This is a genomic window from Neobacillus sp. BF23-41 (assembly GCF_041106275.1).
Genome location: NZ_JBGBPR010000002.1, coordinates 84,035 through 108,214 on the forward strand (window position 1 = coordinate 84,035; position 24,180 = coordinate 108,214).

Sequence of the window (24,180 nt, forward strand, 5' to 3'; positions counted from 1 at the left end):
CCATAGGCTACCATTTTTTTGACATTTGGGCAACGCAAATTCATAAAAAAGGAAGATGCCTCGGACACCTTCCTTTTTCAAATATTAATAGACGGTTTGCATACCTTTTCCTGCCACCGTCATCCACTCAAACTGACGCAATCTAACTTCAAACAATGTTAACGGATCGCGGAACATTTCTGGATTGGTATTCATATTCGTAAGCATTTCTTGGTTTGACTGAATTCCTAATCTTGCTTCCTCCACTGAACGATTTAACAGATTCAATGGACTCTTGAAAAATAGGGTAACATCTCGCTCCAGTGATTTTTCAAACAGCTCAAATTGCTGAAAAAACTGTTGCTTGACGGCAGAAATCGCTTCGATATACTCCTCATTTTCTACAAATGATTTGTATTTGTTAAAAAGCAGTGCTTTATTTTGTGTCATGGCACCAAACAGCTTACCAGCGCTTTTTAATAAAAATTGAGACGGGGTTCTGCGCAGCAGAATATTGACAGTTTCCAGCTGAAAGCGACTTGTCATCCGATCAGTATCACGGTGCCAATCATCGAGCACTTTAAAATCGCAATCAAGGCTGAGGCGTTCTTCCCCATACATGTGATTAAAGCCTTCACCTATTTCATTCAAGAATTCCTGACCTTGCACGAACTCCTCTTTGCTTCCCTCGATCCATTCCTGGAGCAAGCGGTAATATTTTGGCATGACCGTCTGATCTAGGTACTCTTCCAGTCTCTTGTTCATCTCATCATTAAGTTCTAAGTGAATCTTGCTAAAATTACTGTCTTCTTTAATGAAAGAGGAACACTCTTGAAGCATCTTTGGAACAGACTCTGATATATCCTTTTCAATAGAATCTTTGATGGCACGGTAGGACTGCACCACTGCTTTTGTTTTTTGAGTCTCCGTATCCTTCAGTTGATTTACGGCCCCAGTTAACTTCTGCAGCATTTCTTCATTCCAACGTACGGATTCTACTAATTGATTTTCAACATCGATCCGTTTTTGCATAAGGCTGGCAATCGTGGTCCGAATATAGAACAACAGCTTTGCCAACCGCTTATCTTCAATGTTTCTCATGTTTTTAATGGATTGGATAAACTCTTTTAAGTCCTTAAGCTGCTGACTGCTTTCATATTGCGATGAAAAAGCAAACACGAAAGCATCCGGTAAATAGGATTGAATCCTCGCCCTAGTTTCATCGAAAACTCTTATCGCTTCCTGCTCATTTACAAGCGTATCGGTCTTACTCAATAGAAAATGAACTGGAATATCAGGAGCTAACTCTTGAATCTTTGCAAGCACTGCTCTTTCTTTATCCGTAAACGGTGCATTTGCATCGAGCACAAAGAGGACGGTATCTGCTAATTGCAGATTCTTCAATACTTCATAGGAATCATTATAGTTTCCTTTTAGGCCAGGGGTATCAATTAAAGCGACCTTATTTTCCTGTAAAAAGGCGTTCGGACGCCTAAATTCAATCATAGATTCTAACGCATTACGGCGTCGGTCCATTCGTTCTTGAAAATCAGAAAAACCAGATAAACGAGTCATCTCTCGATCAGTAATTTCTATGATTTCTTCTTCCTTGGAATCCTTAAACATGACCACCGAAGAGGTTGGGCTGTCCTGTAAATCTTCTCCTAGAACCAAATTAACAAAGGTTGATTTACCACTTCCGCTCAACCCGGTAATTAGAAGATGCTGTGAGTCAAAATCGACTAATTGCTCGACAATCCATTTTACTCGATTATTCTCGCCCATCTCATTTGATTGTGCCCAATTCGTAATAGCATCAAATAGTGTCAGGCACTCCTCTAATTCGTCCATATCAGTTTCCGTAATGCTGATCAGTTTTTCAGCCTCACTAACGATAGACATACTTATGCTTGCTGGAAAAAGCTCATTCCATGAGAGCACGGCAGCTGCTGCAAGCACGGTATCTTTACGATCGGCAAGTCGTAACCAATTTGTCAGTAAGTCTGGAATAAAATCCTGCAGACTTTTAATGAAATACCTTCCATCAATTAAGTTGAAAAACGCTTCCTTATGGAGGCTTGAAAGTACAGATAAGTTTTTATCCCGACTGATATCAAGGTTTAATAACAAATGGTTCATTTCTCTGATCCAAGTAAAATACGATTCCACATTCTTATAGCTGTTCCAAAGAGCGGAAATAAGCTTCTCGAATTTTTGTTTATTCAGGCTAAACACTTCAAGTAAAGCTTGTGAAAAATAACTCGGCGCATGACTTCTAGCCACACCATTTTCCACATAGGTAATGATCATATCGTACCAGTCTAATGATTCCGTCCGTTTTGCCTCGTTTACTGCTAGTTCAATCGCATGATTCCAATCCTGCTGCTCTTCAAAAAAAGAACGGGCGATTTCCGTTACGTTTGGATAATCCGGGTTTGCAGCAATTGTTTTTTTAATCACCGACAAGGCCAAGTCGAGCTTTCCTCGCTCTATATACAACGAAAATAACTGTAAGGCCACTTCCGTATTTAGGGTGAGATTATTGGTTTGAATTGCACAATAAAGGTCTTCAGCAGTCGATAATAAACCTAACTCATAATATGCATCCGCAGTATTTTTCTTTGCCCAGGGTTCAAGTTCATTGATAATATTCTCCCATTTAAAAATGGCAGCCTCATAATCTTTATGATGGAAGTACACTTCCCCCTGTGCAAAGCGAATAGATGATAAATCAGGCAGGTCCTTTAGCGCTTCCTCCTGAAACAGTTCACCAAGCACCTGGATCGGATGAATATTTTCATGTTCATTAATGAACATTTCATAATACGTTTTCTGTTTTAATTGCGTCTCTAATGTCATATCTTTCCCTCCAATTACACCACTCTCTGTCATTCATATGGAAAAGAGGCCTAATTATTCTATATACTATTCGACGGATTTTCTGATTATAAGTCCTAATTATACGATTCTACCAGAGCAATTTTTTAAAAGGATGTCATTTGTATTTCATTTTGGAGACAAAGGAACATAATTAATGACACTTACTACATATTTTACAGTACTTATTACATATTTTACGAAACTTACTTCATATTTTCAGACTCTTATTACATGTTTTACGAAACTCACGACATTTGCTGGATATTAATGGATATATATTGATCAAATCAAACTATAAAAATAAGCCCACCATGAAATGGCAAGCTTCATAGAGTTCACTTATCTGACTGATAAAGGTTTTTCACTCTTCGAATTCAAAACAATTTCCGAAAAGTATTCGACTGTCCTCATTTCTTCATTGAACAAGTAAGAAGACTTCCATGTTTCCTCTAAAAATACCTCCATTACCATGATGGCACGGCGGTCACCGCTTGCTGCCTGTTCAAGCGCGACAATACTCTCAAAAATTTTTACCATAAGTTCAGCCGCCTTTTTCGAGTGAAAGGTTTTATGGTCTGCAGATGCCGTACGTAATGATTTCGATAGGTTCTGCAATTGAATTAATTTATTTTCAACCAAATAAGTCCATTCGGATGGCAAATGGGCAACTCCCCGTAAGCGTTGACTCATCTCTTCTAAAAACAGCTCTTCTGCCTTATATTTCTCGATTAAACGCAGAACCTCTAATCCGAGAATATTGGCCGTTCCTTCCCAAACAGTCAGTACCTGGGCATCCCGTAACAGTCTAGGGGTGACGAAGTCTTCGATATAACCATTTCCACCGTGCATTTCTATCGCTTCATGTGCATAATGAATCGCTTGTTCTGCCGTTTCTTTTTTCAAGAGGGCGATGTAGAGACGATTGAGAATGGCCTCCTTTTGACTTGCTTGATTATTCATGACCCGCTCAAATAAAGGAATATAAGTAAAAACGGTGCGGGTTTCAATTTCCAGCTTAACCGCAAGCCGTGTCAGCGTGTCCTTGACCATGGGATAGTTTGCGAGCTTACTTCCGAACGCATCCCTTTTTAAAGCATATTCCTTTGCTTCATGATAGGCTCTTCTCATAATTCCTAATGAGGCAACGGCATTGCAGACTCTTGATAGATTTAGAGCTTCCATCATATAGTAAAAACCTTTCGCTGGATCGCCCACAACAAATGCATCTGCGCCATCAAATTCCACCTCAGCAGAAGGGACTGCCCTGACACCGAGTTTATCTTTTAAACGGCGAATACGAATACCATTAAATGTTTCGTCCTGGTTTCGCCATGGCACTGCAAATAGAGTCAGTCCCTTCGTTCCTGATGGTGCACCTTCTTTCCGCGCTAAAACCATAGCGACCCCGCACATACCGGCATTGGAGGCAAAGTACTTTTCTCCATAGAGTTTGAAATGATCCCCTTCTTCAACAGCCTTCGTCTCATTCGCACCGACATCGGAGCCTCCTTGACGCTCTGTTAAAAATGTCGCACCCTCATAGTGTGGAACTTCACCTGTTGAGAGGACATGCGGCAAAAATCGCTCCTTCATTTCTTTAGAAGCATATTGGTTTAGTAAATAAGCTGTAGCCATCGACAATGTGACTGGACAGTAAAATCCAGGCTCTGTTTGCGAGAGCAAATACCCTTGTGCATAAGAATAAATGTAATTTCCTTTTTCCCCGAGCGCTGGAATTTCTTTATGAACATAACCAACTATTCCGGTATTGTAAGTTTCTTCAACGGTTCTTCTGTAGCCTGCGTTCACCCATACTTCAGAAATATCTTCACCATAGGCATCATATTTGTTTAAGCGCGGCTGTCCTTCCCGGTCCGTAAACCTTGCCCGATCATCGATATCAGATGCACATTTCTCCCCAAAGACAGTTAGCTCCTTGTCTGCATATTCAAAAAAGGGTTGATCGAGTAACTCTTTAAGCAAGGATTGAAACTGCAAATCATCTTTGTAAAAATTCAAATTGGAAAACCTCCTCTTTTTTCAGAATAATCAATATATTAAGTATATCACTTTCCTATCCTGTTAAAAATAAATTTAGGTTAATTTTGGACATTCTTTCCTTTTAATCCACTTTCAAAGTATAATTGTAAGAAAAGCGGAAGCGCCCGTTTAGCGGCGTATGGACTGGAGCCCTTTGACTGAGATAAAGGAAACTCAGAGAGCGCTAGCGCATTCGTGCTTGACTTATCGTAGGGAAAAGGGCGAAGTACACTAGCCGCTTGCGCTAGACAGTTATCTAAGTTCAAATACTTATACTTTCTGATCTTGGTTCAAATACATAAAGGGGAAATCTAAGTTGGAAAAGGAACAAGCCATATTTTTAGCTACCTGTATCGAATCCTCTAATTCATCGATCTATGAGATTAAAAAACTTGAAATAACGGGTGGCAGCCTCCAAAAATTTCATCAATGGACAAATGGGAAACCAACGTTAGCAGCATATGAGGTAACCAGGCCAGATAGCGATACGGGCTATTACTTTTTATTCATTGATTGGCATCGTAATGACAACTATTATTTAGTCATTTATGCACATGATCGGTCCACAACTTGCGCAGAGATACGACAAATCCAAGAAATTGATGGGGTCCCTCATATTGTTTGGGGATACAAACCTTTTAAACGGGATGGAAAAAATGACCAAAGAAAAGCCTATTTTAAACAAATGTTTGGTTCAACAACCGTTCAAATCAAACTGCCTTCTACATTACTTGAGGTTGAAGTATTTTTGGGACAATTATTTAAACTGTGTCAAAACCGGCTAAAAGCAGACCGGATTGTTGATGTTTTTGACTTTGAATAAAGAATGGAGTAATAGAAATGACCACCTATAAAAACTGTCAAAGCTGTGGAATGCCGTTAGCAAAAGATGAGCTTGGGGGCGGGACAGAAAAGGACGGAACGAAAAGCACCAAGTACTGCAGCCACTGCTATATGAACGGAGAATTCACTTTACCTCATATTACAGTTGACGAAATGAAAGAAAGAGTAAAAGAAAAGATTGTTGAATTTGGGATGCCGAGGTTTATTGCGGGGATGTTTACAAGAAATATTACTAAATTGGAAAGATGGAACTCGGGTAAATAAAAAAATAGGAAAAAGCCAGGCTCTTTGGAGTCTTCACAGTGACCGTGCTCTACATTTTTTAACCCCGACGGGCTCTCTGGACCCACCAAAGAAAAGTTAAACCTTTTCTTTGGTGCGCAGAATTGCTTACGCAAGCTTACTCTTTTGGAACCAGACAGTTATCAAAGTTCAAATGTATTACTTCCTTTGACATAGAAAAAGGAGGCAGCAGCCTCCTTTTCTATTATAAAACCTTACTTAAAAACGCCTTTGTCCGTTCTTCCTTCGGATGATCAAATAATTCGTTCGGAACATTTTCTTCGACAATCAATCCACCATCCATAAATATAACCCGATCGCCCACTTCTTTAGCAAAGCCCATTTCATGTGTCACAACCACCATCGTCATTCCTTCTTTAGCTAGGTCCTTCATAACCTCAAGTACCTCGCCAACCATTTCAGGGTCGAGTGCAGACGTTGGCTCATCAAAAAGCATGATTTTCGGCTCCATTGCTAGCGCCCTTGCAATCGCAACCCGCTGCTTTTGCCCGCCTGATAAAGAATCGGGATAGGCATCTGCCTTATCCTCTAATCCAACTTTCCGTAAAAGTTCCAAACCCTTAGCTCTCGCTTTTTCCTTTGGAATATTTCTTACTTTCATTGGTGCAAGCATTATATTTTCAATCACTTTTTTATGCGGAAAAAGATTGAATTGCTGAAAAACCATTCCCACTTCTGTACGTACTTTATTGATATCTGTTTTTTTGTCCGTCAAATCGATTCCTTCAATTAAGACATGACCACCGGTAATCGTTTCTAGCATATTTATGCAGCGAAGAAATGTTGATTTTCCGGAACCCGAAGGTCCAATTACAACGACTACTTCTTGATTCTTGACTGTAACATTGATGTCCTTGAGGACTTCGTTTTTGCCAAAGAATTTTTTTAAATTCTTCACCTGAATCATTCGGTTGCCAACCTCCTTTCAAGAAGATTTAACAGAAAGCTTAGGGAAAGTGTTAACACAAGATAAATAACTGCGGCCGCAAGATACGGTTCCCAGACTCGGAAATATTGTCCTTGCATGGCTCGTCCCCAATACATAAGCTCAGGGGCTGCAATTAAAGCCGCAAGCGATGACTCTTTTATTAAGACGATAAATTCATTTCCAAGCGGTGGAATCATTCGTTTAAAGGCTTGCGGAAGGATGATTTCCTGCATAGCCTGTACATGATTCATCCCTAGTGAACGAGCTGCCTCCATCTGCCCCCGATCAATTGATTGAATACCCGCGCGGAAGATTTCAGCGATATATGCCGCAGCGTTTAATGATAGAGTAAGAATTGCAGCTAAAATAGGACTTGTTTTTCCAAGAAAAAGAGGTACGACGGCAAAATGGATTAATAATATTTGAACGAGTAATGGTGTACCTCGAAAGAAGGTAATGTAAATGGTAAAAGGCCAGGCGAGGAGCTTATTTTTCATTATTTTCCCTAATCCGATGAATAAGCCAAGAATGGTACCAATCAAAATACTTGCGATTGAAAGCCCAATGGTTAGTAATGTCCCTTTAAGAAAAAAAGGAGCATATTCAACTAAAATATCCCAACGAAAATCCATATTTTAAATCCCCCTATTAAACAACAAGCTAATTATCGAATCTAACTAGCAAAAATTGCGTAACTGCTAAGTTAAGAGTTACGCAATTTAATAAGCAATATTACTGCTGATCCTTTAAGATCTGGGTATCTGGTTCTACTTTAAACCACTTCTTGTATACATCTGCATACGTTCCGTTATCAATAACCGCTTTTAAAGCTTTATCAAAGTCTGCTTTAATCTTGCTTCCCTTTGGAAACATTAGTCCGTAAAATTCCTTAGCAAAAGCAGCTGAATCTTCAATGACAACAAAATTATCTTTCGGGTTGTTTTTTGCATATTGCTCGATAACTGTGTTATCAGCAACTACAGCATCTGCTCCGCCGCTTTTTAGTTCTAAGATTGCTAGGTTATTATTTTCAAACTTTTTGATTTTATCGCTATTTTTGCCCAAAAGACCTTCAACTGCTTCTTGTCCAGTTGTTGCATTTTGAACAGCTACCGTTTTATTATTCTTTAAATCTGCTGCACTCTTAATATCACTATCTTTTGGAACTAAGATTTTATTGGTTGATAAAAAGTAAGGTACTGAAAAATCATAGGTTTGTTTTCTTTCATCGTTGATGGTGATGGCAGAAAGTCCAATGTCAGCGATTTTCTTATCTAATTCAACGAAAATCGGATCCCAGCCAACATGCTCCACCTTAATTTTATAACCAGCTTCTTTTGCTACTGCATTGATAAAATCGATATCAAAACCGACGACTTCCCCTTTATCCTGGTATTCAAAAGGTGCATAGGCGGCATCTGTTACCACACGCAATGTCTTCTTTTCCCCGTCTCCCCCAGTTGTTGTGCTTGTACTCTTACTCGTTCCACAAGCTGAAAGAACTAAGAGTAGTGCTACCATTAATACAGTTGAAAATAGTTTAAATTTTTTCATTTGTTCAGACCTCCAATGTTTTTTTATAAAAGTAATTATTATGAGAATTGATAATATTTTGAATATACATGATTATAACCTGTTTTGACTTTATATTCAATATTTTTAATATTTTACTATATTAATACTATAATAACCTGAAGTGTGTAGCATCGTAGAATAATGACTTATAACCTTCCTCTGCACTACTCTTTAACATTCTGTTTTTACTTATGAGATTTCCTGTCACCTTCCTGTCATTGATTAGTTGGGAATGTTTATTTATATTTAACTAATTAAGATGCATAGGGGGTTAAAAAATGAACGAACTATTTAAGGCATTAGTTGTCGACAAGACGGAAAATGACTTTACTGTAAACGTAAAAAAAGTAACCATTCAAGACCTTCAAGCAGGTGACGTCCTAATCAAGGTCAGCTATTCAAGTGTGAACTACAAGGATGGATTGGCAAGTACCCCTGATGGGAAAATTGTAAGATCCTACCCTTTTATTCCAGGAATCGACTTAGCTGGTGTGGTGGTCAGTTCTAATGATTCACGCTTTAAAGCAGGCGATGAAGTGATTGCTACTAGTTATGAGATTGGAGTCGCTCATTATGGCGGCTATAGTGAATATGCTCAGATTCCTGCCGAATGGGTTGTACCATTGCCCGAAGGCTTGTCCTTAAAAGAAGCAATGGTATATGGCACGGCGGGGTTCACGGCCGCATTATCTGTCCAACGCTTAGAGGAAAACGGCTTAACACCTGAAAAGGGAAGTGTCCTAGTTACAGGTGCTACAGGCGGGGTTGGCAGTATCGCTGTAGCCATTCTTGCTAAACGAGGCTATCATGTCGTTGCCAGTACAGGTAAACAATCAGAACATGACTTCCTCATTGAAATTGGAGCGAGTGAGATTCTTTCGCGTGAGGACGTAACAGGCGAAAAAATCAGAGCGTTAGATAAACAACTTTGGGCGGCCGCTGTGGATCCTGTCGGCGGCAAAACGCTTGCCTCTATCCTTAGTAAAATTACTTACAACGGTTCTGTAGCAGTCAGCGGTCTTACTGGCGGCGGCGATGTACCTACTACGGTATTCCCTTTCATACTAAGAGGAGTCAATTTGCTTGGGATTGATTCAGTTTATTGTCCAATGGAAACCAGAATCGCCTTGTGGAAGCGAATGGCTACTGACTTTAAACCAGATAATTTATTAAACGTGATGAATAAAGAAGTATCACTCGAAGAATTACCAAATGATTTATCCTCGATCCTCAAAGGTGAGGCACGCGGAAGAACAATTGTAAAGCTGTAAATTCTTTTCCCCTGAGATGACTTTGGTCATCTCATTTTTAGTTTCATAGGTTGAAATATCCACAAAGTCAGAGAATGTCTATGGGCATTAGCCGTTACAGCTCCCATACACCCACATAATCTATAGGGTATTTACCACATAAGGAGAGATGCCCAATGAATCCGTATGGTTATTATCAAATGCCACAAATGCCGGTTGATTATAATGCCTATGTACAACCAGAACAAGTGAATTACTATGGTCAACCAGAACAATTTATTTCCTATGATCTACAAGAGCAAATGAATCCCTATGTTCAGGAAGAACCATTTAATCCCTATCTTCAACCTGAACAATATGACCCAGCAAGGCAGCCACAGCAGGTTGAGCGCAGACTGAATCAACTGGAGAGAGCGAATGAACGTCAAGAAAGGGAGATCAATCAACTACAACGTCAAGTGGCCCAACTCGACCGAAGACTCCAGCGCGTGAATCAACGCCTCCGTGCAGTTGAAAGAAGATTTAATTTCCCATTCACACCATTTGATGGTGAATACTAAGAGAAACTTTAAGGACCGGGCATGCCCGGTTCTTTTTATTCCCCAAGCATACATAGTCAGATTCTTTTACCCAATCTTGGATGAAGATTTAAAATTCCTGTCAGCTTATCTAACAAAACCACTGACAAGGAGTGAAAATTCAGTTAACTTTTCATTATAAACAAGGAAAGAAAGGAGGATTTGAAATGTATCGAAGAAATGATATTAAGCTAGCTGAAAGAATCCTTCAATTAGATAAGTTAAGAGATGAGTTATATGAAGAACTTATGAAAGCAATGGGATCTCAAGCAAATGAGCTTTTAAGAAGACTACAAAATTATTAAATTCAGTTTGAAGGGGTGATGAAAGTTGGCCACTCATTTGCGTAAAGGACTCGAACGCCTTAGGCAGTTTTATATTAAGAAGTTGTTAGACTCAGGCATGTCTAATTCTTCTGACCACGAGCTTTACTCTCTTACCTTCAATGAACTGGAAAGCCTATACAAAAAAATATTTCCCCCAACAAAATCATGACGAATGCACTCCATAGAAATTTCTTCTGAAAAACAAGTAAAATGGTTTGAATACCCAGTCCAATGTAAGAAAATCTAACATATTATAATATTAAATTAACAAATTGATTAATTATGCAAACAATAGGGTGTGGTGAGAGGCAAAAATGGGAAAAGACATATCATATAAAGATAAAAAAGTGATTACAATCGGGATTGTTCGGGACCTCACCGGTCTCTCCGAACGACAAATACGGTATTATGAAGAACGAAAGCTTATTTTTCCTGAAAGGTCTGCTGGTGGAAGCCGCAAATTTTCATTTTCAGATGTTGAACTATTGATGGATATTGCCAATAAAATTGAAGACGGAATTCAAACACATGATATTAGGAAAGAAATGCTTCGTGAACAAAAGAAACACAACCAAGAAGATGTACGCAGAAAGATGATTCAAGGGCAATTAAACGCCCAATTTGGTATACGGAAAAAGTAAGGAGCTAACCTTCAATCCCATTCCTTCTATAGAGAATGGGATTTTTTATCGCACTTTTCTCCCTCCGTTCTGCCAACAACCGGGAGTTATTCCCCATTGTTAAAAACCATGTTAGATTATCTTCCAAATTTATAGAAACTAATTCGGAATCATGTAAAAATACTAACATACCGAATGTTAAGAAAATTAACATCATTTAAAAGGGGGAGAATAAATGGATACTTTATTCTTAATGAACAGTCTTTGGGTAATGCTAGGAGCGATACTTGTCATTTTAATGATCGGAGGGTTCATCCTGTTAGAAACAGGTTCCACCCGAATGAAAAATGCTGGACATATTGCTGGTAAAACCATTCTCACATTTAGTATTAGCTCGATTGTATTTTGGGCAGTTGGATTTGGATTAATTTTCGGAAAAGGAAATGCACTTATAGGCCTTTCTGACTTCTTATATTCAGGCTATGATATCGATAGTTTATCACTTTCTGGTTCTGTTTTCTTTTTATTCCAATTAGCATTTGCAGGTATTTCCTTAACGATTGCATTTGGCGGGTTTGCTGAACGAGCAAAATTAGGCGTCTATCTCGTATTCGCAGTATTATTTTCTGTTATTGTTTATCCACCAATTGCTCACTGGATATGGGGCGGCGGCTGGTTAGCAGAGATTGGTCAACAAGACTTCGCCGGTTCCACCGTTGTTCACTTAACTGGTGCTATGGCTGCACTGGCAGCTACAATTCTATTAAAACCACGTATCGGAAAATTTAATAAAGATGGTTCCGCCAATAATCTAGCTGGTCATAACCAAGTATTTACAGCACTAAGTGTTTTACTCTTATGGGTTGGATGGTTCGGTTTTAACGCAGGCAGTACTCTTTCCGTGGACAAAGGTTTCTTTGGCTTCGTCGCATTAAACACAAACCTTGGTGCTGCTGCTGGTACTGTTGCCGCAATGATTATCTCCTGGATCGTATTGGGTAAGGCAGATGTTCCAATGATGTTAAATGGTGCATTAGCAGGCCTCGTAGCGATTACTGCTTCTTGTGCATTTGTTGATACTTGGGCCGCTGTCCTGATTGGTTTTATCTCTGGTATTCTTGTATTTTATAGTATTCGCTTCTTTGAGAAAAAAGGAATTGATGATCCAATCGCAGCACTATCTGTACATGGTACTGCTGGTGTCTGGGGAACGTTATCGACTGGTTTCTTTGCAACAAAAGAATTAGCCACTGTCGGAAAACCTGGATTATTTTATGGCGGCGGCTTCCATCAGCTCGGGGTTCAAGCATTAGGCGTTATCGCCTCTGGTGCCTTCGCCTTGGTCGCATCCTTTATCTTGCTCGCCATTATTAAAAAAGCAATGAATGGCTTGCGTGTCACTGAGGAAGAAGAGATTATGGGCTTAGATATGAGCGAGCACGGAAGCTATGGATATCCCGAATTGTTTAAAGAGGAACAAAACAAGGCTCTTTAAATTTTTATACATTAAGTGTGCAACTCCTATTTAGGGCTTGCACACTTTCTAGATTTTTTAAGTGGAGGTGATAAACATGAATGATAATACCTACTCAGCCATTGCAGAATATAGAAGATTTCACATGAAGCCCGTTGCTCAGGATCACTTTAAATTAAACGAACTTCATGACAACATGTTTAAACAAGTATTGGAGATCTCACTGAAAGAAGTTCTTGCTCGATATGGCCCACCGCCGTCTCCCTTTTCTTTCTTTGTGATGGGGAGTGCTGGACGTTTCGAACAATCTGTATGGAGTGACCAGGACCATGGCATTGTTTATCTCGATCCAACTACAGAAGCAAAAGCTTATTTTTTGTCATTAGGAAAGGAAATTTCAAAAGGTCTTTATCAAGTAGGCTATCCTTATTGCGATGGCGGTGTCATGTCAGGCAATCCGTTTTGGTGTAAGTCCCATTCCGAATGGGAGAAACAAATAAAGAACTGGGCCCTAGAGGCATCTTGGGAATCGTTACGGTATCTACTCATTTTTATTGATGGACGTTCTTTTTATGGAAAGCATCAACTCTTGGAACAACTAAAAACCTTTGTTTATCAAACCGTTCAAACGGAACATCTTCTGTCAAGAATGTCAAACAATACACTACATTTCAAAAAGGGCATTGGTGTATTAGGTCAGCTTTTAGTGGAGACCCATGGGGTACATACTGGATCTCTAAATATAAAGGAGACTGCCCTCTTTCCATATGTGAATGCAGCTCGTCTATTGGCAGTTAAAGAAAATCTACAAGAGACGTCTACCCTATTAAGGCTAGACAAACTTCAGATACATGACAAGGATTTATATACAAATATGTTTTTAAAACTGTTAAACTATCGTCTTCTTTTTGCCAGTCACACAGACTATGATTCTGGTCACTATTTACCAGTCGACAACCTAACAAAAGAGCAAAAGAATGAAATGAAAGACATCATTAAAAATGGGGTAACTCTTCATCAAACTGTAAGAAAATTAATAGAAAAGGAGGGGTAACATGAGAATGAATGATTTAGCACAATACTTTAGGCTAATATCCGGCAAGCTTAGTTCTAATATTTATGCTGGGATTCAGGGACAAAGTAATCCTCAACAGCTCTCGTTCATCCGGCAGCTCCAGAAAGAAATGAAAGTAAAAAACAACCTAGATACCCCGCTTAACGAATTAGAAGTCGTTGTCTTTGATTTGGAGACCACTGGTTTTTATCCAGAAAAGGGAGATCGTGTCCTCTCGATCGGAGCAGTAAAAATGATCGGTCCGCATATCGAGGATAATCATACTTTTTATTCACTTGTAAAATCAGACCTTCCTCTTTCCGCAGAAATTTCAACTTTAACAAATATTCATGAAGATCAATTGCGGGATGCACCAGATGCCAGGGATGTCTTAGTTCAATTTTTCAAGTATACACAAAGTCATATCCTTGTCGCACATCACTCTAAACATGAAAAGTCCTTTATGCAAAAAATGACATGGGATCTGTTAAAGACTCGATTTGAACATCGAATCATCGATACCTCCTTCTTAATTCGACTATCAGATTCATCTATGAAATCATTACCACTAGAAGAAGTATGCCATAAATGTGGGATTGTTATAAAAGATCGCCACCATGCACTTGGCGATGCAATCATGACAGCGCAAATTTGGTCCAGCTATTTAAAAATAGCTCAAAAAAACGGATATAGTAATTTACGAGAAGTATATGAACATCTTGCAAAGCTTTGAGCATATGAACACTATTTTAAACTAGTGTTTTTTTGTCTAGAATTAAAAATTTCAAGTTTGAAATATAATCCACTTTGCAACACCACCCTCTTACTTACCTCTGAATATTCCCTCGTTTCAATCCATTTCGAGGACAAAATAACCTAAAAATAAAAAAATTTCAAAAAAATTTTTTTCGCTGTTTTCCTTATCACAACAATAATGTAAACGCTATCAACTTTTTTGATTTATTTGAATTGTCAGATTTTTATATTGACCATGTTTTCGATTGGTTGTATGATTATCGAAAATAATCATCTATTCAATAACTGTCATAGCTCCTCACCATTTGGAGATGGGTATGGCAATTCTTTTAAAAAATTTGTTTAGTCATTTAAAGCGTTCTATCACAAAAGAGGAGTGGTTAGGTTGGGGAGTCAATGGATTTTCCTTGGCGGCGAGTTCGTCAAGAAAGAAGATGCTGTAGTTTCAGTTTTCGATCATGGTTTTTTATATGGTGATGGTGTGTTTGAAGGCATACGCGTTTATAGCGGAAACGTCTTTAGACTCGATGCTCACCTGAAAAGACTGTATGAATCAGCACAATCCATTATGCTGAATATTCCATACACACAGGAGGAAATGACTCAATTAATCGTCGAGACAATTAGAAAAAATCAGCTAGAAAGCGCCTATATTCGTGTCGTTGTTTCCCGTGGAAAAGGGAATCTCGGCCTAGACCCTTCTTCCTGCTCGAAACCAAGCGTCATTATTATTGCTGAAGAACTTAGCATGTATCCTAAAGAGTACTACGAACGTGGAATTAAAATTGCATCTGTTGCGAGTCGAAGGAATCGCCCAGATGTCCTAAGCCCACAGATTAAATCACTTAACTATTTAAATAATATTCTAGTAAAATTAGAGGCTAATCAAGCTGGCGTTGAGGAAGCATTAATGCTTAATGATCAGGGTTATGTTACTGAAGGCTCAGCTGACAATATCTTTATTGTAAAAAATGGTGCCATCTATACCCCGCCTGTTTATTTAGGGGCATTAGAAGGAATTACCCGTAACGCTATCCTAGATATTGCAAGAACCAAGGGCTTTGAAGTCCGTGAATCACCATTTACTAGACATGATGTCTATGTAGCTGATGAGGTGTTCTTAACCGGCACAGCTGTAGAAGTAATTGCAGTAATTGATGTGGATGGCCGTAAAATTAGTGATGGAAAACCTGGTGAAGTTACGAAAGTTCTTTTAGAAGAATTCAGGAAAATTGTAACAACAGACGGAGTGGCTTGTTACCCAACAGGTTCAAACCATGCAATCGTCAGTTAGGAGCTAAATTAATATGCGTAGCGATATGATTAAAAAGGGAATTGATCGGGCACCCCACCGGAGCCTTTTATATGCAACAGGGGTAAAAACGAGTGATCTCGAAAAGCCGTTTATCGGCGTCTGTAACTCGTTTATTGAAATTATCCCAGGACACAAACATCTTAATCATTTCGGTGAGATTGTAAAAGAAGCCATCCGTGAGGCTGGCGGTATTCCATTCGAATTCAATACGATTGGTGTGGATGATGGCATTGCGATGGGACATATTGGAATGCGATACTCCCTTCCAAGTCGCGAACTTATCGCTGATAGTGCCGAAACAGTAATTAATGCTCATTGGTTCGATGGTGTTTTTTACATTCCAAACTGTGACAAGATTACACCTGGCATGTTAATGGCAGCAGCAAGAACAAACGTCCCTTCTGTATTTGTATCAGGTGGACCGATGGAAGCAGGTGTTTCACCTTCGACTGGAAAGAACCTTTCTCTTACTTCTGTATTTGAAGGTGTTGGAGCTTACCATAACGGTACAATCAGCCAACAGGAACTACTTGACATCGAAAACAATGCCTGCCCTACTTGCGGGTCATGTTCAGGGATGTTTACAGCCAACTCAATGAACTGTCTAATGGAAGTATTAGGAATGACGGTTCCTGGGAACGGAACAATCATTGCAACTTCTGATGAGAGGCATGAATTAATTCGTCAAGCTGCAAGACATCTAATCGAATTAGTAAAAAATGATATTCGACCACGTGACATTATTACTAGAGAGGCAATCGATAATGCCTTTGCCCTAGATATGGCCATGGGTGGTTCAACAAATACAGTCCTTCATACATTGGCAATTGCCCATGAAGCAGGGATTGAATACGATTTACGTGAGATAAACAAAATTGCTGAGAGAGTTCCATATCTAGCTAAAATTATGCCAGCATCCGATTATTCAATGGAAGACATTCATCATGCAGGCGGTGTTAGTGCCATTATTAATGAACTTTATAAAGTTGAAGGCGCCTTACATGATAATTGTTTAACTATTACCGGAAAAACTCTTTCAGAAAATGTGAAAGAAGCAACAATTACGAATGAAAACGTCATCCGGACAAAAGACAATCCATATAGCCCTGTTGGTGGACTATCCATCCTATATGGAAACATTGCTCCAGATGGTGGTGTAATCAAGGTTGGTGCAGTTGATCCTTCGATAAAAACCTTCTTGGGTGAAGCAATCGTTTTTGAATCCCAGGATGATGCACAAGAAAATATTAATAATGGTACCGTTCAAGCTGGTCACGTGGTGGTTATCCGCTATGAAGGTCCAAAAGGCGGTCCAGGAATGCCTGAAATGCTTGCACCTACTTCCGCAATTATGGGTCGTGGATTAGGCAAAGAAGTTGCCCTAATTACAGATGGACGCTTCTCAGGAGCCAGCCGTGGTATCTCCATCGGTCATATCTCTCCTGAAGCAGCCGAAGGCGGACCAATCGCCCTTGTTGAAAATGGCGACAAAATCTTAATCGATCTTGAAGCACGATCGATTGAACTTCTTGTAGATGATGAAGTTTTAGAAGAAAGACGTAAGGCATGGGTAAAACCAGAGCCAAAAATCAAAACAGGTTACCTTGCAAAATATGCAAAACTCGTTACATCTGCCAATACAGGTGGGATTATGAAGTTCTAAAATGTTTATACCAATGGGAATTCGTAGTACCCCTCCCCTTCCTAAGGAAGTTAAGGTACTAAATGCGTTAAATAATGATCCTTTGACAAAATCAAATAGCGAATAAATCGATGACGGGAATAAAGGAATAAGATTTAGTATTTTCAGAGAGCTGGGGTTGCTGGAAGCCCAGTAATACAACTTATTCCGACATCATCCCTGAGTGTTGAGCCGAACGGTCCTGACTTTAGTAGGCTCAATCGGGTGCATATCTTTGAGCACCTGTTACAAAAAGAAGCGTTCTATGTTTTAGTGGGTCGCTTCATAAGGCAGTATTCGTAAGGATACTGTAAAACCGGGTGGTACCGAGAAAATGAAAGGCCTTTTCTCCCCGATTATTCTGCTTATGTTTTCGTTTTTGCAGTTAATTCGTGGAGAACGGGCCTTTTTGACTATGCATAAAGATTTATTGTCGAATTTCGACGATTTCCCAACAGAATTTTCTGTTTATTTACAAATTTCTATATTATAATACAAAAATGACAAATCACTATTTTTCGACATCTACATTCGATTTTTACCCTTAAGGAGGGATTACGACGTGAAAGTAGAAGCAAAGAAGCTTGAGGTCCAAACTACCACTGAACCGAGAACCGGTGCAGACCTTCTCATCGACTTACTGAAAAAAGAAGGTGTGGAAACGCTGTTTGGATATCCCGGGGGTGCCGTCCTTCCAATCTATGATGCCATTTACCGCGCCCAGGGTACAATCAAGCATATTCTCTTCCGACATGAACAAGGAATGATCCATGCAGCTGAAGGGTATGCCCGAGTTACAGGGAAACCTGGAGTCGTTCTTGCCACATCAGGACCTGGGGCGACCAATCTTGTGACTGGGATAACCGATGCGATAATGGATTCCCTGCCACTTGTTATTTTCACCGGCCAGGTTGCACGAAGTGTCATTGGAACTGACGCCTTCCAAGAGGCTGATGTTATGGCGATTACAACACCAATTACCAAACATAACTTTCAGGTTCAATCGATCGAGGACTTACCACGCATCGTCAAGGAAGCTTTTCATATTGCTTCTACCGGACGGCCTGGGCCAGTCTTAGTCGACGTCCCTAAAGATATTTCCGCCGGAGTATTAACGAATGAACCTGAAGAAGCGAGCATTAATTTACCTGGATACCAGCCAACAACAAAGCCAAATCCATTACAAATTAAAAAGCTTGCCGATTCGATTTCCAAGGCTATCAAGCCTGTAATTCTTTCAGGCGCGGGTGTTCTCCATGGGAAAGCAGCTGCTGAACTAACGGCTTTGGCGGAAAAACACCAGATCCCGGTGGTCACAACTTTACTTGGACTTGGTACTTTTCCGGCAGATCATCCCCTCTCGTTAGGAATGGGTGGAATGCACGGAACATATGCAGCTAACATGGCCATTTACGAATGTGATCTGCTTATCAATTTTGGAGCCCGCTTCGATGACAGACTAACAGGTAATCTTAAACACTTCGCACCTTTTGCGAAGGTTGCCCATATTGACATCGATCCAGCCGAAATTGGTAAAAATGTTCCAACAAATCTCCCAATCGTTTCTGATACGAAAGAGGCACTTACTGAACTACTTGATCAAGCGATTGAATCACCAAATTCTGCTGAATGGCTGGAAAAACTGAGCCAAAACAAGCAGGAATATCCGCTTTGGTATAAGCATGATCCAAACGGAATGTGTCCTCAATGGGTCATTGAAGCAGTCCATAAAGTAACGAACGGTGACGCCATCGTCGCAACCGATGTAGGGCAGCACCAAATGTGGGCAGCACAGTATTACACCTTTAAAGAGCCGCACCGCTGGATTACCTCTGGCGGACTTGGGACAATGGGCTTTGGCTTCCCTGCTGCGATTGGCGCACAAATTGCCGCACCGGATAGTACCGTTGTTGCAATTGTTGGAGATGGCGGTTTTCAAATGACACTTCAGGAATTATCGATTATTTATGAAAGAAACCTTCCTGTAAAAATCATTATTGTCAACAACGGCGCACTTGGAATGGTTCGCCAATGGCAGGAATTATTACACGGAAACCGTATTTCAGAATCGATCCTTCATACACAGCCTGATTTTGTCAAACTTGCAGACAGCTATTCGATTAAGGGTTATCGGGTTAATAATCAAGAAGAACTGATCACTGTTTTACCGGAAGTATTTGCTCATAATGGTCCGGTATTAGTTGATTGCCGTGTACTTCAACAAGAGAAAGTATTCCCAATGATTGCCCCTGGCAAAGGAATCCATGAAATGATTGGGGTGAAACCATGAAACGAATCATTACCGCAACCGTTCAGGATCGAGCCGGTGTACTCAACCGCGTTACTGGACTTTTGCAAAGACGGCAATTCAATATTGAAAGTATTTCCGTTGGTCCAACAGAAACGGAAGGTGTTTCAAGAATGACCCTGGTTGTCGAGATTGAAGATGAACAGCGTCTCGAACAAGTGACAAAGCAACTCAATAAACAGATTGATGTTTTAAAAGTTTCTGATATTACTGATAAAGCAGTCGTTGTCCGCGAATTGGCCTTGATTAAAGTAGCCAGCAGCAGCCAGCTCCGCAGTGAGATTAACGGAATTATTGATCCGTTTCGTGCGATTGTTATTGACGTAAGTAAGGATAGCTTAGCCATTCAAATCACCGGCAAACCTGAAAAAATCGATGCATTACTAGAATTGCTTCGCCCTTATGGAATTAAAGAGATTGCCAGAACAGGGTTGACCGCCCTATTACGCGGGCATCAACCGCAAGTAAACGAACTAACTCACCACACTCTACTAAAATAATAATTTACCTTGAAAGGATGATAGATCATGGCAAAAGTACTATATAACGGAGATATTCAAGAAGAGGTTTTACAAGGAAAGAAAATCGCAGTAATTGGATATGGTTCACAAGGTCATGCACATGCACTAAATTTAAAAGAGAGCGGTTTTGATGTAGTAGTTGGATTAAGAGGCGGAAAATCATGGGATAAAGCAGTAGAAGATGGCGTTGAAGTTACTTCAGTTGCAGAGGCAGCTGCAGCAGCTGACGTTATTATGGTTCTTCTTCCTGATGAAATGCAGCCAAAGGTTTACAAAGAAAGCATCGAACCACACCTTGAAGCGGGTAAAGCTCTTGTTTTTGCCCATGGTTTCAATGTTCACTTTAGCCAAATCGTTCCTCCTGCAGATGTAGACGTATTCTTAGTAGCTCCAAAAGGCCCAGGTCATTTAGTACGTCGTACTTATACTGAAGGCGCTGGTGTACCAGCACTTTACGCAGTTTATCAAGACTACACTGGTCAAGCACGTGACCTTGCCCTTGCCTATGCAAAAGGTATTGGCTCAGCCCGTGCAGGTGTTTTAGAAACTACATTCCAAGAAGAAACAGAAACAGATCTTTTCGGAGAACAAGCTGTTCTTTGCGGCGGAACTACTGCCCTGATCAAAGCTGGATTTGAAACTCTTGTTGAAGCTGGTTATCAGCCTGAAGTTGCCTACTTTGAGTGCTTACATGAATTAAAATTAATCGTTGACCTTTTATATGAAGGTGGCTTTGAAAATATGCGTTATTCAATCTCCGATACTGCACAATGGGGAGATTTCGTTTCTGGACCACGTGTCGTAAATGCAGATACAAAAGCACGGATGAAGGACGTATTAACAGATATCCAAACTGGAGTGTTTGCAAAGGGCTGGATCCTTGAAAACCAAGCAAACCGTCCACAATTCAACGCAATTAATCGCGCTGAAAACAATCATCAAATTGAACAAGTTGGCCGTGAGCTTCGTGCATTAATGCCGTTTATTAAAAACAAACCAGTAAATGCAAAGAAGGAAGTGGTGGTAAATGGTTCACGTTAACATCTTCGATACGACATTACGCGATGGCGAACAGTCCCCTGGTGTAAATTTAAACCAGCTTGAAAAATTGGAAATCGCAAGACAACTTGAACGGTTTGGTGTTGACATTATGGAGGCCGGCTTCCCGGCTTCCTCCCAAGGCGATTTTGAAGCAGTAAGAGCAATCGCCCGGAATATTAAAAATGTATCGGTCACAGGCCTGGCAAGAGCGACGAAATCGGACATTGACATTGCGTGGGATGCGTTAAAAGATGCTGCAGAACCAAGGTTGCATGTTTTCCTTGCCACCTCCCCTATCCATATGCAATATAAACTAATGAAAACACCAGAGGAAGTTACCCAAATAGCGGTAGACATGGTTTCATATGCGAAACGGAACTTCCCGCATATTGAGTGGTCTGCTGAAGATGCTTCTCGCTCTGACCTTGATTTTCTTGTTCAAATTATTACCAAGGTCATCGATGCTGGAGCTACAGTCATCAATCTTCCGGATACAGTCGGATATACCACACCAGAAGAATATGGACGCATGTTCCGCTACATCCGCGACAACGTTCCAAATATTCATAAAGCAGCATTATCTTGCCATTGTCATGATGACTTAGGGATGGCCGTTGCCAATTCCCTAGCTGCCATCGAAAACGGGGTTACGCAAGTCGAGGGTACGATTAATGGAATTGGAGAACGTGCAGGTAATGCAGCTCTTGAGGAAATTGGAGTTGCCTTAAATATTCGTAAAGATAAGTATCCTTATACTACGAATCTCGTGTTAAAAGAAATAAAACGGACGAGTGACCTTGTCAGCCGCTTTACAGGGATGATTGTTCCTCCGAATAAAGCAGTTGTTGGAAAAAATGCTTTTGCACATGAATCAGGAATCCACCAGGATGGCGTCTTAAAAAATACGCTAACCTATGAGATTATTACACCTGAATTAGTAGGGGTTAAATCTAATGATTTAGTTCTTGGCAAACATTCCGGCCGCCATGCATTCAAAGATAAAATTGAGCAAATGGGCTTTGAACTCTCGGACGAAAAACTAGTCGAAGCGTTTACTGCTTTTAAACTATTAACCGATCGTAAGAAAGAAGTTACAGACGAAGATTTATTTGCAATTTTAACCGATATCCAAACAACAGCTGTTGATATTAAAAAATATGAACTGGTTGCCTTCCAAGTCCATTACGGTTCGGCAAACTTGCCAACCGCAACTGTGGCTCTAACCACTCCCGAAGGTATTCGCGTGGAAACGGCGCGCACAGGCTCAGGCAGTGTCGAAGCTTTAATGAATACTTTAGAAGCACTGATTAAAGAAGAAATCCATCTTACTGATTTTAGATTAAGCTCGATCGGTCAAGGACGGGATGCACTTGCTGAGGTTCATGTCAAAATGACGGTGAACGGATCACCTGTAACCGGACGCGGTTCAGCACAGGATGTACTGGAAGCTTCAGCAAAATCATTCTTGAACGCAGTTAATCGTGTATTTTTCAACCAAAGTAGCGCAGTTAAAGAAACCGCTAATCTATAAAAAACAAACAAAAAATGAGGAGGTTGCTTCTAATGAAAAAACGAATTGTCTTACTTCCCGGTGATGGCATTGGTAAGGAAGTTATTAACTCTGCAAAAGACGTGTTAAATGCAATTGCTGAAGAATACAATCATACTTTTAGCTTTGAAAGCCATGAAATCGGAGGAGCAGCCATTGACCTTTACGGCACACCGCTTCCTGAAACAACCGTTAATGCTTGTAAACAGGCTGATGCGGTCTTGCTGGGTGCTGTTGGGGGGCCAAAATGGGATACCAATCCCTCCCATTTACGTCCTGAACGAGGCTTGCTTGGAATCCGAAAGGCACTTGATTTATATGCGAATTTAAGGCCGATCAAAGGATTTAAAAACCTTCTTCATGCATCACCCTTAAAGGAAGAAGTAGTCTCTGGGAGCGACCTCCTTATCGTTCGTGAATTAACTGGCGGCCTTTATTTCGGAACACCAAGTGAACGCCGCGACAACGGAAACTCAGTTGTAGACACGCTTGTTTATTCTCGTCAAGAGATTGAAAGAATTGTCGATAAGGGCTTTCAAGCAGCTCAGCAGCGCAGCGGTCATCTTACTTCGGTTGATAAAGCAAATGTACTTGAATCTAGTAAGCTATGGCGTGAAATTGTCGAAGAGAAAAAAGCTCAGTATCCAGATGTAGCCGTTGAACATGTTTTAGTAGATGCTGCTGCTATGAAATTAATCACTAACCCAACTCAGTTCGACGTAATTGTAACGGAGAATCTATTTGGGGACATTTTAAGCGATGAAGCCTCTGTTATCACAGGATCACTTGGTATGCTTCCTTCTGCTAGTTTAAATGAAAATGGGGTTGGTCTTTATGAGCCTGTTCATGGCTCTGCCCCAGACATCGCTGGTAAGGGTATTGCCAATCCAGTCGCAATGATTTTGTCTGCTGCACTGATGCTTCGCTATTCATTCCAATTGAATGACGAAGCAAAAGTGATTGAAGATGCTGTCCAATCGGTTTTAGATGCTGGCTTCCACACTGGTGATCTTCAAGTTGCCAATGGACGCCTTGTTGGGACAGCGGAAATGACAAAGCTTATTGCAGATTATATTAAATCGCAAAACGCTTCGAAATGTATCGCCAGCTGTTATTTTTAATGATTGATTGGGTGGGTAAATCGTCTTTGTTGCGATTT

At 40.3% G+C, this 24,180-nt stretch carries 22 protein-coding genes; 17 read left to right on the forward strand and 5 right to left on the reverse strand.

Going from position 1 to position 24,180, the window contains the following annotated elements; genetic code table 11:
* Positions 1-84 precede the first annotated feature (84 nt).
* Positions 85-2,838, reverse strand: a complete 2,754-nt coding sequence (locus tag AB7942_RS03570; RefSeq protein WP_369445817.1) for a dynamin family protein — start codon at positions 2,836-2,838, stop codon at positions 85-87.
* 360 nt (positions 2,839-3,198) lie between these two features.
* Positions 3,199-4,878 (reverse strand): acyl-CoA dehydrogenase family protein, encoded by a 1,680-nt coding sequence (locus AB7942_RS03575; protein ID WP_369445818.1) that lies wholly within the window; start codon positions 4,876-4,878, stop codon positions 3,199-3,201.
* Between the two features lie 337 nt (positions 4,879-5,215).
* Here AB7942_RS03575 and AB7942_RS03580 point away from each other — a divergent pair, with 337 nt between their 5' ends.
* Complete coding sequence (locus AB7942_RS03580; protein WP_369445819.1) at positions 5,216-5,722, forward strand: hypothetical protein; 507 nt, start codon at positions 5,216-5,218, stop codon at positions 5,720-5,722.
* A 17-nt stretch (positions 5,723-5,739) separates the two neighbouring features.
* Positions 5,740-6,006 (forward strand): zinc ribbon domain-containing protein, encoded by a 267-nt coding sequence (locus AB7942_RS03585; protein WP_369445820.1) that lies wholly within the window; start codon positions 5,740-5,742, stop codon positions 6,004-6,006.
* 223 nt (positions 6,007-6,229) lie between these two features.
* On the opposite strand, the gene AB7942_RS03590 is transcribed toward AB7942_RS03585, so the two are convergent.
* From AB7942_RS03590 to AB7942_RS03600, 3 genes are all read right to left on the reverse strand, one after another.
* Positions 6,230-6,952: an amino acid ABC transporter ATP-binding protein gene (locus AB7942_RS03590; RefSeq protein ID WP_369445821.1), complete on the reverse strand. Its 723-nt coding sequence runs from the start codon at positions 6,950-6,952 to the stop codon at positions 6,230-6,232.
* On the reverse strand, positions 6,949-7,605 hold the full coding sequence (locus AB7942_RS03595) for an amino acid ABC transporter permease (RefSeq protein ID WP_369445822.1): 657 nt from the start codon (positions 7,603-7,605) through the stop codon (positions 6,949-6,951). The genes AB7942_RS03590 and AB7942_RS03595 overlap by 4 nt, the downstream gene beginning before the upstream one ends.
* 100 nt (positions 7,606-7,705) lie before the next feature.
* The gene (locus AB7942_RS03600; RefSeq protein ID WP_369445823.1) at positions 7,706-8,527 is read right to left on the reverse strand and encodes a basic amino acid ABC transporter substrate-binding protein; all 822 of its coding nucleotides are present in this window, start codon (positions 8,525-8,527) and stop codon (positions 7,706-7,708) included.
* A gap of 299 nt (positions 8,528-8,826) precedes the next feature.
* Here AB7942_RS03600 and AB7942_RS03605 point away from each other — a divergent pair, with 299 nt between their 5' ends.
* The 15 genes from AB7942_RS03605 (at position 8,827) to leuB (ending at position 24,142) form a co-directional block, all read left to right on the forward strand.
* Positions 8,827-9,819: an NADPH:quinone oxidoreductase family protein gene (locus AB7942_RS03605; RefSeq protein WP_369445824.1), complete on the forward strand. Its 993-nt coding sequence runs from the start codon at positions 8,827-8,829 to the stop codon at positions 9,817-9,819.
* Positions 9,820-9,974: 155 nt separating this feature from the next.
* Positions 9,975-10,358 (forward strand): hypothetical protein, encoded by a 384-nt coding sequence (locus tag AB7942_RS03610; RefSeq protein WP_369445825.1) that lies wholly within the window; start codon positions 9,975-9,977, stop codon positions 10,356-10,358.
* 185 nt (positions 10,359-10,543) lie between these two features.
* The gene (locus tag AB7942_RS03615) at positions 10,544-10,681 is read left to right on the forward strand and encodes a hypothetical protein (RefSeq protein ID WP_179195724.1); all 138 of its coding nucleotides are present in this window, start codon (positions 10,544-10,546) and stop codon (positions 10,679-10,681) included.
* 37 nt (positions 10,682-10,718) lie between these two features.
* Entirely contained in the window at positions 10,719-10,871 is a 153-nt protein-coding gene (locus AB7942_RS03620; protein ID WP_369446129.1) for a Fur-regulated basic protein FbpA, read from the forward strand.
* 145 nt (positions 10,872-11,016) lie between these two features.
* Positions 11,017-11,343, forward strand: a complete 327-nt coding sequence (locus tag AB7942_RS03625; RefSeq protein WP_098930184.1) for a MerR family transcriptional regulator — start codon at positions 11,017-11,019, stop codon at positions 11,341-11,343.
* Positions 11,344-11,557: 214 nt separating this feature from the next.
* The gene (locus AB7942_RS03630; RefSeq protein ID WP_369445826.1) at positions 11,558-12,817 is read left to right on the forward strand and encodes an ammonium transporter; all 1,260 of its coding nucleotides are present in this window, start codon (positions 11,558-11,560) and stop codon (positions 12,815-12,817) included.
* 76 nt (positions 12,818-12,893) lie between these two features.
* Positions 12,894-13,850: a DUF294 nucleotidyltransferase-like domain-containing protein gene (locus AB7942_RS03635; RefSeq protein ID WP_369445827.1), complete on the forward strand. Its 957-nt coding sequence runs from the start codon at positions 12,894-12,896 to the stop codon at positions 13,848-13,850.
* 1 nt (position 13,851) lies between these two features.
* Positions 13,852-14,583, forward strand: coding sequence for an exonuclease domain-containing protein (locus AB7942_RS03640; protein ID WP_369445828.1), 732 nt, complete (start codon positions 13,852-13,854; stop codon positions 14,581-14,583).
* A gap of 408 nt (positions 14,584-14,991) precedes the next feature.
* Positions 14,992-15,900 carry a branched-chain-amino-acid transaminase gene (gene ilvE, locus AB7942_RS03645; RefSeq protein ID WP_369445829.1) on the forward strand — a complete coding sequence of 303 codons (909 nt, stop codon included), beginning with the start codon at positions 14,992-14,994 and terminating at the stop codon, positions 15,898-15,900.
* Positions 15,901-15,913: 13 nt separating this feature from the next.
* Positions 15,914-17,584 carry a dihydroxy-acid dehydratase gene (ilvD, locus tag AB7942_RS03650; protein ID WP_369445830.1) on the forward strand — a complete coding sequence of 557 codons (1,671 nt, stop codon included), beginning with the start codon at positions 15,914-15,916 and terminating at the stop codon, positions 17,582-17,584.
* A 580-nt stretch (positions 17,585-18,164) separates the two neighbouring features.
* The gene (gene ilvB, locus AB7942_RS03655) at positions 18,165-19,892 is read left to right on the forward strand and encodes a biosynthetic-type acetolactate synthase large subunit (RefSeq protein WP_369445831.1); all 1,728 of its coding nucleotides are present in this window, start codon (positions 18,165-18,167) and stop codon (positions 19,890-19,892) included.
* Positions 19,889-20,410 carry an acetolactate synthase small subunit gene (gene ilvN, locus AB7942_RS03660; RefSeq protein WP_369445832.1) on the forward strand — a complete coding sequence of 174 codons (522 nt, stop codon included), beginning with the start codon at positions 19,889-19,891 and terminating at the stop codon, positions 20,408-20,410. The genes ilvB and ilvN overlap by 4 nt, the downstream gene beginning before the upstream one ends.
* A 27-nt stretch (positions 20,411-20,437) precedes the next feature.
* Positions 20,438-21,472, forward strand: a complete 1,035-nt coding sequence (gene ilvC, locus AB7942_RS03665) for a ketol-acid reductoisomerase (RefSeq protein ID WP_088085708.1) — start codon at positions 20,438-20,440, stop codon at positions 21,470-21,472.
* Positions 21,459-23,003, forward strand: coding sequence for a 2-isopropylmalate synthase (locus tag AB7942_RS03670; RefSeq protein ID WP_369445833.1), 1,545 nt, complete (start codon positions 21,459-21,461; stop codon positions 23,001-23,003). The genes ilvC and AB7942_RS03670 overlap by 14 nt, the downstream gene beginning before the upstream one ends.
* 32 nt (positions 23,004-23,035) lie before the next feature.
* Positions 23,036-24,142, forward strand: a complete 1,107-nt coding sequence (gene leuB / locus AB7942_RS03675) for a 3-isopropylmalate dehydrogenase (RefSeq protein ID WP_098930192.1) — start codon at positions 23,036-23,038, stop codon at positions 24,140-24,142.
* Positions 24,143-24,180: the final 38 nt, after the last annotated feature.

Coding starts and splice junctions, on each gene's coding strand:
- AB7942_RS03600 (WP_369445823.1), bottom strand. CDS start 8,527: ATGAAAAAATTTAAACTATTTTCAACTGTATTAATGGTAGCACTACTC.
- AB7942_RS03630 (WP_369445826.1), top strand. CDS start 11,558: ATGGATACTTTATTCTTAATGAACAGTCTTTGGGTAATGCTAGGAGCG.
- AB7942_RS03640 (WP_369445828.1), top strand. CDS start 13,852: ATGAGAATGAATGATTTAGCACAATACTTTAGGCTAATATCCGGCAAG.
- AB7942_RS03670 (WP_369445833.1), top strand. CDS start 21,459: ATGGTTCACGTTAACATCTTCGATACGACATTACGCGATGGCGAACAG.
- AB7942_RS03585 (WP_369445820.1), top strand. CDS start 5,740: ATGACCACCTATAAAAACTGTCAAAGCTGTGGAATGCCGTTAGCAAAA.
- AB7942_RS03590 (WP_369445821.1), bottom strand. CDS start 6,952: ATGATTCAGGTGAAGAATTTAAAAAAATTCTTTGGCAAAAACGAAGTC.
- AB7942_RS03635 (WP_369445827.1), top strand. CDS start 12,894: ATGAATGATAATACCTACTCAGCCATTGCAGAATATAGAAGATTTCAC.
- AB7942_RS03625 (WP_098930184.1), top strand. CDS start 11,017: ATGGGAAAAGACATATCATATAAAGATAAAAAAGTGATTACAATCGGG.
- AB7942_RS03570 (WP_369445817.1), bottom strand. CDS start 2,838: ATGACATTAGAGACGCAATTAAAACAGAAAACGTATTATGAAATGTTC.
- leuB (WP_098930192.1), top strand. CDS start 23,036: ATGAAAAAACGAATTGTCTTACTTCCCGGTGATGGCATTGGTAAGGAA.
- ilvD (WP_369445830.1), top strand. CDS start 15,914: ATGCGTAGCGATATGATTAAAAAGGGAATTGATCGGGCACCCCACCGG.
- AB7942_RS03610 (WP_369445825.1), top strand. CDS start 9,975: ATGAATCCGTATGGTTATTATCAAATGCCACAAATGCCGGTTGATTAT.
- AB7942_RS03605 (WP_369445824.1), top strand. CDS start 8,827: ATGAACGAACTATTTAAGGCATTAGTTGTCGACAAGACGGAAAATGAC.
- AB7942_RS03595 (WP_369445822.1), bottom strand. CDS start 7,605: ATGGATTTTCGTTGGGATATTTTAGTTGAATATGCTCCTTTTTTTCTT.
- ilvC (WP_088085708.1), top strand. CDS start 20,438: ATGGCAAAAGTACTATATAACGGAGATATTCAAGAAGAGGTTTTACAA.
- AB7942_RS03615 (WP_179195724.1), top strand. CDS start 10,544: ATGTATCGAAGAAATGATATTAAGCTAGCTGAAAGAATCCTTCAATTA.
- ilvN (WP_369445832.1), top strand. CDS start 19,889: ATGAAACGAATCATTACCGCAACCGTTCAGGATCGAGCCGGTGTACTC.